Genomic DNA, 12,826 nt, shown 5'->3' with positions numbered 1-12,826 from the left:
GCTCAGCCCGAACGGGTTTCGATGCTGTGCCGCAACCGGGTAACGTCAGGCATACCCGAATTCGTATCGCCGATCTTCACGATGCCAGACGCCGCTGCCCTCAGCTCAGCAGCAATTTCCCGCCGGCGATGACCAGGACCAGGCCGAGGCATTGCAGCAGGCGCGCGCGCGGCAGGCGGTCGACGCCGAGCCAGGTGCCGAGCAGGGCACCGACCGCCACCGCGGCGACAAGCCACGGCAAAGCCGCCGGCAGTCGCTGGACCGAGGCGAAATTGCCCGCCAGGCCTGCCATCGAATTGATCAGGATGAAGGTGGCGGCGACCCCCGACGTCTTGCGCGGTTCCTCCCAGCCGAACAGGATGATCAGCGGGCTGAGGAAGATGCCGCCGCCGGTGCCGGTCAGCCCCGCGAGCAGGCCGAGCGTTGCCCCCGCGGGCGCTGCGACGAGCAGCGACGGGGGCTGGACGGGCCTGTCGGCCAACGCCCTCGGCTGCCAAAACAGGCGCAGCGCCGCCAGGCACAGGAAGATACCGACCAGCGGCCGGTAATATTCGGGCGGAATGCTGATCATGCCGCCGACGAAGGCCGCCGGTGCTGCGGTTGCGGCGAAGATCGCGGCCAGCCGCACGTTGATCTGCCGTGCAACAGCAAAGCGGAGGACGGCGAAGCCGGCGACCACCAGATTGAGCGCCAGCGCGGTCGGCCGCATCACCTCCGGTGCGACCGCGAACAGGGCCATGATCGCGAGATAGGCCGAGGCGCCACCGTGGCCGACCGTCGAATAGAGTGCCGCCGCGATCGCCATCAGCAGCGCGATCCAGACGATCGAGTCCATCAGCCGCCGGTGACGCTCATGTGGCGGGCGACGGCCGGCGCGCTGCGGCCGATCTTGAAATCGTGGCCGAGCGGCTTGCCGGCGATCAGCGCGTCGAGCAAGGCATCGAGGGCAGAGCGGCCCCCGCTGCGCAGCGTGTCGCGCAGCTCGACCTTCTGATCGCGGCCGAGACAGCCATAAACGCTGCCCGTCGCCGTCACCCGGATCCGGTTGCAGCCGGCGCAGAAATTGCCGGTGAGCGGCGTGATCAGACCAAGGCGGATGTCGCTGCCCTCGACCTGGTAATAGCGGGCCGGGCCGCCGGTGCGGTGGGTCGACGGCAGCAAGGTCCAGGCCTGCTCGAGCCGGCGCTTCACGGCATCGAGCGGAAGATACCGGTCGGTCCGATCCTCCACGATTTCGCCGAGCGGCATCGTCTCGATCAGCGACAGATCGAAGCCCTCGCCGGCACACCAGCGCAGCATGGGGCCGATCTCGTCCTCGTTGAGGCCGGCAAGCGCGACCATGTTAATCTTGATCGCAAGCCCCGCCGCCTTGGCCGCCGCAATGCCGGCAAGAACCCGCGCAAGGTCGCCGCGCCGGGTGATGTGCCGGAAGCGCTCGGGATCGAGGCTGTCGAGGCTGACGTTGATCCGCCGTACTCCGGCCTCGAACAGGTCTTGTGAAAGCTCCGGCAGCCGGGTGCCGTTGGTGGTCATGGTCAGCTCGTCGAGGCCGTCGCCGACGCGGGTGCCTAGGCTCCGGACGAGGTCGATGATGCCGCGCCGCACCAGTGGCTCGCCACCGGTGAGACGGATGCGGCGGACGCCGCGCGCGATCAGCGCGTCGGCGAGCTGCTCGATCTCGGCGAAGCTCATCAGATCGCGCGACGGCAGGAAGCGCATGTCATCCGACATGCAATAACGGCAGCGCAGATCGCAGCGATCGGTTACCGACAGCCTGACATAGTCGATTCTGCGGCCGAAGCTGTCGATCAGAGGGCGCATCGCGTTCGACTGTGTCCGTGGCTGACGGGAAGGGCGGCGCAGCGGAGATTGCTCCGCTGTATTCTGCTGTATACAACGCATAGGGTTCCGATCCGGACCGCGTCAACGCGTATGGGAAATCTTCATGCCGAAATCCGCAGCCGAGGCGTGCCGCGGCACCCTCTGGTTTCGTATCCTGCTGCGCGAGGGTGCGCTCGGCCCCGGCAAGATCGACCTGATGCGCCGCATCGCCGAGACCGGATCGATCTCGGCCGCGGCGCGGACGATGAGCATGTCGCATGCACGCAGCGTCAAGCTGGTCGCCGAGATCAATGCGCTCGGCGCCGGGCCTCTGATCGAGACCCGTAGCGGCGGCGAGCAGGGCGGCGGCGCGCAGCTGAGCGAACGGGGCAGGCGACTGCTCGCGGTCTATGACGCGCTGGAGGCCGAGGTGGGAACCGCGGCAGCGCCGCATCTCGCCGAGCTGACGGAGGCGCTGCATGGCTGACTGGCCCGCCGGCGGGCTCGAGGACGACATGCGCCCGCGGATGTTCGAGGCTGCCTCGGCAGGCCAGGCCTTCGCCCTCGCGACTATCGTCGACGCCGACGGCGGGCCGCGGCCGGTGGGATCGCAGATGGTCATCACCGCCGATCGCGCCTGGGGCTTCCTGTCGGGCGGCTGCATCGAAGCCGATGTCGCGCTGCATGGCCGCGCGATGCTGGCGGACGGCACGCCGCGCACGCTCGTCTATGGGCGGGGCAGCCCGTTCATCGACATGCGTCTGCCGTGCGGCGGCCGCCTCGAACTGCTGGTCGAGCGGGTCACGCCCGACGACGCAGCGCTCGACCGCTTGCGGAGATTGACCGAGCGCCGGGTTCCCGCGCGCTGGCAGAGCGACGGGCAGGCTCGCCGCTGCACGGACGTGCTAAAGGGAGCCCCTGACGGAGACGCGATGGTCGACCGGATCTTCTTTCCATATCAGCGGCTTGTGGTTGTTGGCTCGGATCCGTTCGCACTGGCCACTGCCGATCTCGGCGGGCGGCTCGGCTGGCAGACGCTCCTGATCGCGCGGTTCGGGCCGGCCGGGCCGCCGCCGGCCGATGTCGCCTGCGACCGAAGGCCGCTCGCCGACGCGCTCGCGTCGCTTGCGCCGGATCCGTGGACGGCAATCGCGATCGCCACCCACGATGTCGAGCTCGACGAGGAGGCGCTGCTGTTGGCGCTGCGTTCGGCCGCCGGCTATGTCGGCGTGCTCGGCTCCCGCCGCCGGCTGCCGGAGCGGAAGGCGCGGCTGCGGCAGGCGGGCCTGTCCTCTGCCGACATCGCGCGGCTGAAGGCGCCGATCGGCCTTCCGATCCGCGCCCGTTCGCCGTGGGAAGTGGCGGTGGCGGTGACCGCCGAGATCATCTCCGAAGCCAACAGGACGCACGCCGCTCAGGCGGAGACGGAGGGCAATGTCGCCGTCCGCGCCTGAGTCCGGGGTTCATGCCATCGTTCTTGCCGCCGGCGCGGGGCGGCGGTTCGGCGGCGGCAAGCTGGTCAGCGACTTCAAGGGGCGGCCGCTGCTGTGCTGGGCGGTCGACACGGCGCTGGCCTGCCCGGTCGAGTCGGTCCGTGTCGTCGTCGGCGCGGAGGCCGCCGCCGTCGAGCGGATCCTCTCACCCGACGATCGAGTGCGAATCCTGATCTGCCCCGATTGGGACGAGGGACTGTCCCGCTCGCTCCGCTGCGGTGTGGAAAGCCTGCCGGTCGATGCGCGTGCGCTGTTGCTCTTCCTCGGCGACATGCCGTACGCGCCCAGCTGTCTTGCCGGGCCATTGCTCGATGCCGTGGCCGCGGGCGCACCGGCGGCGATGGCGACGTGCCGGGGACGGCCCGCGCATCCGGTCGCAATCTCCGCGCGGCTGTTTCCAGATCTGTTGCGGCTGACTGGGGATCAGGGCGCCCGCGGCCTGCTGCGAACATGTCCGGGCGTGGTCGAGATCGAAGCGGACGACGAGGGCAGCATCGCCGACGTCGACACCCCGGACGACTTGCGCAGGCTGGCCGGCGAGCCCCGCCATTTATGAAGAAAATTCAGCGTAGCGTCGCGCCTGGGGCATCTATCCGGCAGCCGGCCAACCGGCTAGTCTGAGCGCCGGCGCCGCGCTGCGGCCCGAGGATCCACCAGAGCTTGCGACGTCCGCTGTGCGGATCGCCCCCGCGAGACCCAGCATCGGAGTGAGACGCCATGGAGCCAAGCGATCTAGACCTGTCGCGGCGCACCCTGCTGGTCGGCGGCGCCGCGTCGGTAGCGGTCACCGCAGTGCCCGCCACCGGGGCACCGGCGCCCGCCAAGCCGACCCCGCCGGCGACGGCGAAAGTTTCGTTCGAGGTGAACGGCGCGGTGCGGACCTTGGAACTCGACACCCGCACCACTTTGCTCGATGCGCTGCGCGAGCATCTCCAGCTCACCGGCACCAAGAAGGGCTGCGATCACGGCCAGTGCGGCGCCTGCACGGTGATCGTCGACGGCCGGCGGATCAATTCCTGCCTCAGCCTCGCGGTGATGCACGAGGGCGACCGGATCACGACCATCGAGGGGCTCGGCACCCCCGATCGGCTTCACCCGATGCAGGCGGCCTTTATCAAGCATGACGGCTATCAATGCGGCTATTGCACGCCGGGCCAGATCTGTTCGGCGGTGGCGGTGCTCGACGAGATCAAGGCAGGGGTGCCGAGCCACGTCGCCGAAGACATCACCGCCAAACCGCGCGTCACCAACAGCGAGCTTCGCGAACGGATGAGCGGCAACATCTGCCGCTGCGGGGCTTATTCCAACATCGCCGAGGCGATCGGCGAAGTCGCGGGGATCGAGGCATGAAGCCCTTCACCTACGAACGCGCCACAACTCCGGCCGCCGCCGCTGCCGCGGCAGCGCGCATACCCGGCGCGAAGTTCATCGCCGGCGGCACCAATCTGCTCGATCTGATGAAGCTCCAGATCGAGGCGCCAGCGCACCTGATCGACGTCAACGGCACCGGCCTCGATCGGATCGAGAAGAGTGAGGATGGCGGCCTTCGCATCGGCGCGTTGGTCCGCAACACCGATCTCGCCGCCCACAAGAAGGTTCGCGAGGATTACGGGCTGCTGTCGCGGGCATTGCTCGCCGGCGCTTCGGGACAGCTACGCAACAAGGCGACCACAGCCGGCAATCTGCTCCAGCGCACCCGCTGCCCCTACTTCTACGACACCAACCAGCCGTGCAACAAGCGCCAGCCCGGCTCTGGCTGCGCGGCGATCGGCGGCTATACCCGCCAGCTTGCCGTGGTCGGCGTCAGCGATCATTGTATCGCCACCCATCCGAGCGACATGGCAGTGGCGATGCGGGCGCTCGATGCGGTGGTGGAGACGGTGAAGCCCGATGGCAGCACCCGGCGCATCCCGATCGCGGACTTCCATCGTCTGCCCGGCGACACGCCGCACATCGACACCAATCTCACCGCCGGCGAGCTGATCACCGCGGTGACCCTGCCCAAGCCGGCCGGCGGCAAGCAGATCTACCGCAAGGTCCGCGACCGCGCCTCCTATGCCTTTGCGCTGGTTTCGGTCGCAGCGATCGTCCAGCGCGACGGCAGCGGCCGCGTCGCCGTCGGCGGAGTCGCCCACAAGCCGTGGCGGGTCGAGGCGGCGGAGGCGGCGATGCCGCGTGGCGCCAAAGCGGTCACGGCGATGTTGCTCGCCGGCGCCCGCCCGACCGAGGACAATCAATTCAAAATCCCGCTGGTCGAGCGCACGCTCGCCGGGGCGCTGAGCGAAGCGAGGGCCTGAGCCATGAAGTTCGACACCCCCGCCGGCACCAACCCGATCGACCGCCTGAAGGTGGTCGGCAAGCCCACCGACCGCATCGACGGCAAGCGCAAGGCCACGGGCACCGCCCCCTACGCCTATGAGCGGCACGACGTCGTCCCGAACCAGGCCTATGGCTATGTCGTCGGGTCCGCCATTGCCAAGGGCCGGATCAACCGGATGGATCTGGACGACGCCAAGGCGGCCCCCGGCGTGCTTGCGATCGTCACCACCCTCGACATGCCCAGGCTGAAGCGCGGCAAGCAGAATATCGCCTATCTGTTCGGCGGGCCGGTCGTGCAGCATTATCACCAGGCGATCGCGATCGTGGTCGCCGAGACGTTCGAGCAGGCTCGTGCCGCCGCCGCCCTGATCCGGGTCGATTATGCCCGCGCGCGCGGCCGCTTCGATCTCGCCACCGAGGCGAAGACCGCGCCTCTGTTCGGCGGCAGCAGCGGCGAGGGCAGCGGTGCGCCGCCGATCGAGCGGGTCGGCGATTTCGAGGCCGCCTTCGCCGCCGCGCCGTTCACGGTGGACGCCACCTACACCACCCCGGACGAGACCCATGCGATGATGGAGCCGCACGCGACCATCGCCGCCTGGGAGGGCGACAAGCTTACCTTGTGGACCTCGAACCAGATGATCGCCTGGAGCAAGGGCGACGTCGCCATCAATCTCGGCATCTCGCCGAAGAACGTCCGTCTCGATTCGCCGTTCATCGGCGGCGGCTTCGGCGGCAAATTGTTCGTCCGTTCCGATGCGGTGCTGGCGGCGATCGGCGCCAAAGCGGCCAAACGCCCGGTCAAGCTCGCGCTGACCCGCCCGATCATGGCCAACAACACCACCCATCGCCCGGCGACGATCCAGCGCATCCGCATCGGCGCCGGCCGCGACGGCAGGATCACCGCGATCGCCCATGAAAGCACGTCGGGCAACCTGCCGGACGGCAAGCCGGAGACGGCGGTGTCGCAGACCAAATTGCTCTACGCTGGCGCCAACCGGCTGATCGCGATGCGGCTGGCCGAGATGGACCTGCCCGAGGGCAATGCGATGCGGGCGCCCGGCGAGGCGCCGGGGATGATGGCGCTCGAGGTCGCGATCGACGAGGTGGCCGAGAAGATCGGCATGGATCCCGTCGAATTCCGGATCCTCAACGACACCCAGGTCGATCCCGAAAATCCGAACCGCCGCTTCTCGCAGCGCCAGCTGGTCGAATGCCTTCGCCAGGGAGCGGACCGCTTCGGCTGGCGCCGGCGCAACCCGAAGCCGGGCAGCGTCCGCGACGGCCGCTGGCTGGTCGGAATGGGCGTCGGTGCCGGCTTCCGCAACAATCTGCTGATGAAGTCCGCGGCACGGGTGCGTCTCGATGGGCGCGGCATCGTCACCGTCGAGACCGACATGACCGACATCGGCACCGGCACCTACACCATCATCGCGCAGACGGCGGCCGAAATGATGGGCGTTCCGCTCGATCGGGTGGTGGTGAAGCTCGGCGACTCCGATTTCCCGGCCGCGGCCGGTTCGGGCGGGCAGTGGGGCGCGAACAATTCGACGGCGGGCGTCTACGCCGCCTGCGTCAAGCTGCGCGAGCAGGCGGCGCAGCGGCTCGGGCTGGACCCGGCCGGTGCCGAATTCGTCGATGGGCAGGTGCGCTCCGGCGGCCGCAACCTGAACCTCGCCGATGCGGCTCGCAGCGGCGAACTCGTCGCCGAGGACGCGATCGAATATGGCGAGCTCGCCAACGAATTTCAGCAATCGACCTTCGCGGGCCACTTCGTCGAGGCCGCCGTTGACGCCTATACCGGCGAGATCCGGGTGCGGCGGATGCTGGCGGTGTGCGCGGCGGGACGGATCCTCAACCCCAAGGCGGCGCGAAGTCAGGTGATCGGCGCGATGACGATGGGTGTCGGCGCGGCGCTGATGGAGGAACTGGCGGTCGACACGCGCTTCGGCTTCTTCGTCAACCACGATCTCGCCAGCTACGAGGTGCCGGTCCACGCCGACATTCCGCATCAGGAGGTGATCTTCCTCGACGAGGTCGACCCGCTGTCGTCGCCGATGAAGGCGAAGGGGGTCGGCGAGCTCGGCCTCTGCGGCGTCGGCGGCGCGATCGCCAATGCGGTCTACAACGCCACCGGCATCCGGGTGCGCAACTATCCGATCACCCTGGACAAGTTGCTGGACCGCTTGCCCCCGGTCGCCTGAGCGCCGGTCAGCGCGGCCGCCGTTCCAGATAGAGATAGCTCGGGTTGAACTCGGCGAGGCGCTGGAGGCCGGCCCAGTCGCGGATCTCAATCCGGCCGCCACTGAATTCCACCAGCTGCTGCTGCCGCAATTCCTTGAGCATGCGGTTGACGTGTACCGACGTCAGGCCAAGACATTCGGCGATGTCGGCCTGGGTGAGCGGCAGTTCATATTGGTGGTCGCGGGCGAGCCCGACGATCTCCAGGCGAACGTAGAGCTCGCAGAACAGATGGGCGATGCGCGCCGCGGCGGTGCGGCGGCCGAGCGAGAGCTCCCATTCGCGGTGGATGGCGGCATCGAGGTTGGTTCCGAACCAATAGACCCGCGCCAGATGCGGATACGCCTCGGTGATCTCGCGGACTTTCTCATGCGGAACGACTGCCACCCGGCACGGCGTCAGGCACAGGATGTCGTGATCGAGCCGCTTCAGGGTGAAGCTGTGCAGATCTGCGAAATCGCCGGCGACGTGCAGCTCCGTGATCTGGCGTTCGCCATTTCGAAGATCCTTGAAGCGGCACATGATGCCGTCGAGCAGCAGAGTGCAGGTGTCGAGCGGCACGTCGTGGCGAATGTAGACCTTGTCCGCCGGGATCTCCTCGATCCGCTCGACCGCCGCGCGGATCGCGCGCTCCTCCTCGTCGCTGATCTCGTCGCGGGCGCGCAGCTTCAGCAGATGCTTGTCGATCATCGCGCGGGCCGCTCCGGCAGCCGAATCTCGAACGCCTCGTCGAAGCCGATGGTCACCAGCAGCTGGCCTTGCGCGTCGGCGATGTCGAGCGCGCCGGTAAGATCAAGCAGGCCGGCGGCGGCTTCGCTGCTGATGATCGACCTTATGCCCTTCATCGCTTCCCCGCGCGCCGCTTCGTCGTCGGGGAGATCGCGCCCTTCCTCGTCACGGATGACGCCGGTGCCGTTCCGCACGTGAAAATAATAATGTCGCACGGGGCCGCAACGCCGCCGTCCGCAACTTGATCCGCCTGGTCGCCCTTTTCGCCGGCGGCGGCCACGCTCGCAAGGCGATCAAAACGGAAGCGATAAACCCAGGTAAATGCCACCGATGGGGAACGAGGCTTATCCTCGCACCGAAGGAGAGGACCTATGCTGCAGGAACAAGATCGTTATTATCACATGCAGCGCGCTTGTTCGGAGCTCGATCGCGCCGCGCAGGCCGAGCATGGCGAAGTTGCCGACGCGCATCGCCGCCTGGCCGCCTTGCACATGGACGAGCTGCGCCGGCTGGACGAAAGCTGCGGCGGCTCGGTCCCGATCGGCCGCGGTCACTGACCGGCCGACCCGCGAGATTTTTCGGGCGGAGCAGGGTAGGCAGCGCCAACGACCGTATTGACCGATAATACGGTCGATTTTCAGCACCCGTGTCCGCCGACCCGGCCCCGCCCGATCCGCCGTCTGCACGCCGGGGTGACGACCCGTCCGTCCATCCAAACCAGTGCGAACCGACGGGATCGCAGGACGGGTCCCATTTGGCAGCCTCGTTCTTTTCCAGTCCTCGACCTTCAAGAAAGGGCTGAGCCCCGTGGCGGAGGAATCCTTCGCGTCCGCCAATGCTTGCATGAGCGCGGGGAGGTAGAGGACGTCGGAACATATCACGAACACGCGCTTTCGTCAATGGTGACGTCGCGCCTCTTCAAGGGATGCTGCTTTTCTCAGGGCATCAATCCCCCCTGTCCGCGAAGCGGATAGGATGCGTAATCGGATCGCCCGCGCGAAGGAGTTCAATCGAGCCGGTGGACCCGGACCCAGTCGATCTCCATCCGGATATCGTCAGCCTTGATCCGCTGCACCGTCTCGGCGGGGACGCCCGGATAGGGCGCCTTGATGCCGTTGGTCTTGGCCGGATAGGCGCCGCCGAGCGCGAAGTTCAGGATCAGATATTTGGGGTTGTCGAACGCCCAGGCGCCGTAATGCTCCACCATCGGCCGGGTAGCGCGGTAGGCAATGCGGTCGTCGACCTTGAACACCATCTCGCGGCCGGACCATTCGACCGCATAAACGTGCCAATCGGTGACGTCGCTGCCCGCGGGGAAGTAGGATTTGTTCACCAGCGGGGTCTCGCCGGAATAACCGGGACCGTGGAGGGCGACGCCGATCCAGTCCTTCTCGCCGACATATTCCATGATGTCGATCTCGCCGGTCTGCGGCCACTCGCCGTTGCCGAGCAGCCAGAAGGCCGGCCACAGCCCGGCTGCGTCGGGCATGCGGATCCGCGCCTCGGCGCGGCCATGGGCGAATTCGAACTTGCCCTTTGTGTCGATCCGTCCCGACACGAAGTCGGCCTTGCGCTTCGCCGGCGTGGTGTAGCCGGCTCGGAAGCGCGGCTGCAGCACCAGCACGCCGCCCTCGGCGCCAGGCACCGCGCCGGCGGGAAGGAAGCGGATCACGTCGGGCGAATCGATATAGGCCTGCTGCTCGTTGTTCACCCAGAAACCGGGTCCTTCGACGTTCCACTTGCTGCGATCGAGCGTACCCGCATCGAACTCGTCCGCGAACACCAGGGTACTGGAAGGCGGCGGTGCCGCCGCCTCCGCCTGGGCGCCCCCGATTGCAAGCCAGGCCAATCCGGCCAAAGCGCTCCGCCAGTCCATCCTCATCCCCGTCTTTCTGTGAACGTTCACACTCTCTTGGCACGCACCGTGGCGGCCCGGCAAGGCGCTTTGCAGGGACGGTTTCGTTCCGCCGCAGAAGCGGACCTCCGCCGAACATCTACCCAGCGACGTCTGCCCGCCAGGGCGGACTTAAGCCGGCGATCAGAGTTGAGCGGTGTGCTCCGAGATCGGCAATACCGGAACGCGGCTCTGGACCCACGCTGTGCCGAGTGAACGGCCGTAGCCCTGATGTTCCGCCTGCCTTCGAGGTTCGGACCTCGCGTGCCACCCTACCGGTTGCGCATGCTTGTTCGATCTTCCAAATCATCGTCATGCCACCGCACGCTGATCTCTTCGCGCTCTCGCCGTCAGCCAAGGCCAGATGCGAGTGGATTGGCGGCAAGGTCCCCGTCATCCTTGTCGACGATCTGTATGTTCAGCCCGACGCGGTGCGTGCTTTTGCGCTCGAATTGCCGTTCACGCCTGCCGCCACCCATTATCCCGGCAGGATCGCGCAGATGTGCGAGCAAAACCCGTCCTGCGAAACGCTCCTGCGATGGGCTCGAGAACTCGCCACCGCTACGCTCCTGAGCATCTGTCCGCTGTACGCGAATGGACGCTCGATCGCACGCTTCGGTGAGGTCGTCACCGATTTCGCCATTGTCGATGTCCACCCGTCCGCCCTCAGTCCCAAGCAACGCATACCCCATGTCGATGCGGTTCCGGCATTCGGTCTGATCTACCTCAATCGGGAGGAGCGCGGCGGCACCTTGTTCTTCGACAAGGTGCGTGACTCTGAACCCTCGGCGACCGGCTACTATACGGCGAGCGGAGCATCCTACCAGTTGCTCGGTCGCATCGAACCGCGCTTCAATCGTTTGGCGATCTATCCGGGAACGGTCCCGCATAGCGGTGACATCGCTGGCGAGTGGATCAACGGGGATGCGCGGTTTACCAGCCCGAGGCTGACCCAGCGTCTGTTGTTCGCTCCATGACCTGCGCCTTGTCATGATCTGTGCCCGACCATGGTAGCGATCGTCGTCGCTACTTCATGGTTTCGAACAGATATGGCTGAACGGTAAGCGTCTCCTGTGGGCAGCGCATTAGGCGGCTTGGACAACCGGCGGCCGCAGGTGCCGCTTCCCCGCCTCGATCAGCGCTGTGGACGTATGACGCGTCTCCCCAGGGCCCGGCGCAACGTATCGAGCTGACCTGTGCCGCCCGGCAAGGCGAGCGGGAGCAGGAGCGGGAGTTCGCGAAAGGTCAGGTCACGGGATCCGCGGCTTCACGGACCGGTCGCCTCATCGGACACGGCTGAAGTAGGTGGTTACCATCCTCGGCGTGACGTTTTCGGCCCAAACGATGGTTTCCTTCATCGATTCACGGTTGTCTTCGATAGTGTAGACCCGGGTGGAAACCGGCTTGCCCGCCTTGGTGAAGGTCAGAACCAGGGTGTTCGGCGCCGGCTGGCGCATCGACACCTCGTCGGCGAACGTCATGCTGCCGGTGAGGGGGACGGGCGCTCCGTCGGCTGCCCCGGTTGCTTTGGCGTGCTGGCGCGCGCCGTCCCGGGCCACAATTTCGCTTTCGCCGGTCCACAGCCGATCTGCCGAGACGCTGAATGCGAGAGTGACGCTCTGCGGCCGTTCGTTCGCCGGGATGCGCGAAACATCGAGCGACCACTTCCCGACGAGCGGCAGTTGGTCCGACGCGGCAGCCTGCACATTCGGTTGTCGCGCTTCTGTCGAGGAGCCAGCGAGGGTGATGCCGATTGCCGCAGCGGCGGCGAGGACCATTGCCGAAATCATCATGATCAATCCTTTCGACGGTGAGCGGCCGCGATCGACGGGCCGAGCCGACTCTTCGGTCTGGCGTCGAGAGCTGGATAGATCGATATTCTTGTCCCAAATTTTCTGGGCATCGACGATCCGAGCGAGTTCGCGGCTGCTGGTGACACCCGTTTTCCGGCGCGCTTCGCGCAGGCGCTCGTTGATCGCGGTTTCGGATTGTCCCAGGCGCGCGGCGATAGACTTTCCCGTATGTCCTGTGGCGAGCAGGTGAAGGATTTCCAGCTCCTTGGAGGAAAGCGAGGCGATCGCGCGCGGGGACACGTCGGGAGCAGGCATGATCCGGGATCATCACACGTCCGGTCCGGCGTCCACCCCAAATTTATTGGCCGGCGCCCGGTCGATCGTTCGGCACGAGAGCGTAGCGCGCTCGACCGAGTATGCTTTCTGGCGAACAACCCCTTAGAAAATGCCGTGATATCGCACTCGATGAAAAGTGCCTGTCACGGTGAACTTCTTTCACCTTCAATGCGAGTTGGACCGCGCTGGACCGCAGTGTTCGC

14 protein-coding genes are annotated in these 12,826 nt (G+C 67.0%); 8 read left to right on the top strand and 6 right to left on the bottom strand.

Annotated elements, in window-relative coordinates; all coding sequences use genetic code 11:
* Window positions 1-100: 100 nt before the first annotated feature.
* Both ETR14_RS25010 and moaA read right to left on the bottom strand, forming a co-directional pair.
* Window positions 101-835 carry a sulfite exporter TauE/SafE family protein gene (locus ETR14_RS25010; RefSeq protein WP_129390518.1) on the bottom strand — a complete coding sequence of 245 codons (735 nt, stop codon included), beginning with the start codon at window positions 833-835 and terminating at the stop codon, window positions 101-103.
* Complete coding sequence (gene moaA / locus ETR14_RS25005) at window positions 835-1,821, bottom strand: GTP 3',8-cyclase MoaA (RefSeq protein WP_206185910.1); 987 nt, start codon at window positions 1,819-1,821, stop codon at window positions 835-837. The genes ETR14_RS25010 and moaA overlap by 1 nt, the downstream gene beginning before the upstream one ends.
* A 124-nt stretch (window positions 1,822-1,945) precedes the next feature.
* On the opposite strand from moaA, the gene ETR14_RS25000 reads away from it, so the two are divergent.
* The 6 genes from ETR14_RS25000 to paoC all read left to right on the top strand — a co-directional run bounded on the left by ETR14_RS25000 (window position 1,946) and on the right by paoC (window position 7,834).
* Window positions 1,946-2,308 carry a winged helix-turn-helix domain-containing protein gene (locus ETR14_RS25000; protein WP_129390512.1) on the top strand — a complete coding sequence of 121 codons (363 nt, stop codon included), beginning with the start codon at window positions 1,946-1,948 and terminating at the stop codon, window positions 2,306-2,308.
* Window positions 2,301-3,275, top strand: coding sequence for an XdhC family protein (locus ETR14_RS24995; RefSeq protein ID WP_129390509.1), 975 nt, complete (start codon window positions 2,301-2,303; stop codon window positions 3,273-3,275). The genes ETR14_RS25000 and ETR14_RS24995 overlap by 8 nt, the downstream gene beginning before the upstream one ends.
* Window positions 3,256-3,870 (top strand): nucleotidyltransferase family protein, encoded by a 615-nt coding sequence (locus ETR14_RS24990; RefSeq protein WP_129390505.1) that lies wholly within the window; start codon window positions 3,256-3,258, stop codon window positions 3,868-3,870. Before ETR14_RS24995 ends, ETR14_RS24990 begins: the two co-directional genes overlap by 20 nt.
* Window positions 3,871-4,031: 161 nt before the next feature.
* The gene (gene paoA, locus ETR14_RS24985; RefSeq protein WP_129390503.1) at window positions 4,032-4,664 is read left to right on the top strand and encodes an aldehyde dehydrogenase iron-sulfur subunit PaoA; all 633 of its coding nucleotides are present in this window, start codon (window positions 4,032-4,034) and stop codon (window positions 4,662-4,664) included.
* On the top strand, window positions 4,661-5,611 hold the full coding sequence (locus ETR14_RS24980; protein WP_129390500.1) for a xanthine dehydrogenase family protein subunit M: 951 nt from the start codon (window positions 4,661-4,663) through the stop codon (window positions 5,609-5,611). The genes paoA and ETR14_RS24980 overlap by 4 nt, the downstream gene beginning before the upstream one ends.
* A gap of 3 nt (window positions 5,612-5,614) precedes the next feature.
* Entirely contained in the window at window positions 5,615-7,834 is a 2,220-nt protein-coding gene (gene paoC, locus ETR14_RS24975) for an aldehyde oxidoreductase molybdenum-binding subunit PaoC (protein ID WP_129390497.1), read from the top strand.
* Window positions 7,835-7,841: 7 nt separating this feature from the next.
* Here the strand turns inward: paoC and ETR14_RS24970 are convergent, their stop codons facing one another.
* Complete coding sequence (locus ETR14_RS24970; protein ID WP_129390494.1) at window positions 7,842-8,561, bottom strand: Crp/Fnr family transcriptional regulator; 720 nt, start codon at window positions 8,559-8,561, stop codon at window positions 7,842-7,844.
* A complete protein-coding gene (locus ETR14_RS24965; RefSeq protein WP_129390491.1) occupies window positions 8,558-8,815 on the bottom strand; it encodes a hypothetical protein in 258 nt (85 codons plus the stop codon). The genes ETR14_RS24970 and ETR14_RS24965 overlap by 4 nt, the downstream gene beginning before the upstream one ends.
* Window positions 8,816-8,971: 156 nt before the next feature.
* Here ETR14_RS24965 and ETR14_RS24960 point away from each other — a divergent pair, with 156 nt between their 5' ends.
* The gene (locus ETR14_RS24960; protein WP_129390487.1) at window positions 8,972-9,157 is read left to right on the top strand and encodes a hypothetical protein; all 186 of its coding nucleotides are present in this window, start codon (window positions 8,972-8,974) and stop codon (window positions 9,155-9,157) included.
* A 449-nt stretch (window positions 9,158-9,606) separates the two neighbouring features.
* Here the strand turns inward: ETR14_RS24960 and ETR14_RS24955 are convergent, their stop codons facing one another.
* Window positions 9,607-10,476, bottom strand: coding sequence for a family 16 glycosylhydrolase (locus ETR14_RS24955; RefSeq protein ID WP_243455679.1), 870 nt, complete (start codon window positions 10,474-10,476; stop codon window positions 9,607-9,609).
* A 230-nt stretch (window positions 10,477-10,706) separates the two neighbouring features.
* Here ETR14_RS24955 and ETR14_RS24950 point away from each other — a divergent pair, with 230 nt between their 5' ends.
* Window positions 10,707-11,471, top strand: a complete 765-nt coding sequence (locus ETR14_RS24950) for a DUF6445 family protein (RefSeq protein WP_129390481.1) — start codon at window positions 10,707-10,709, stop codon at window positions 11,469-11,471.
* A 306-nt stretch (window positions 11,472-11,777) separates the two neighbouring features.
* Here ETR14_RS24950 and ETR14_RS24945 read toward each other — a convergent pair whose 3' ends face one another.
* Window positions 11,778-12,602 (bottom strand): helix-turn-helix transcriptional regulator, encoded by an 825-nt coding sequence (locus ETR14_RS24945; protein WP_129390478.1) that lies wholly within the window; start codon window positions 12,600-12,602, stop codon window positions 11,778-11,780.
* Window positions 12,603-12,826: the final 224 nt, after the last annotated feature.

It is taken from the genome of Sphingosinicella sp. BN140058 (assembly GCF_004135585.1).
Lineage (GTDB): Bacteria > Pseudomonadota > Alphaproteobacteria > Sphingomonadales > Sphingomonadaceae > Allosphingosinicella.
This window is presented reverse-complemented; position numbering and strand designations above follow the sequence as displayed.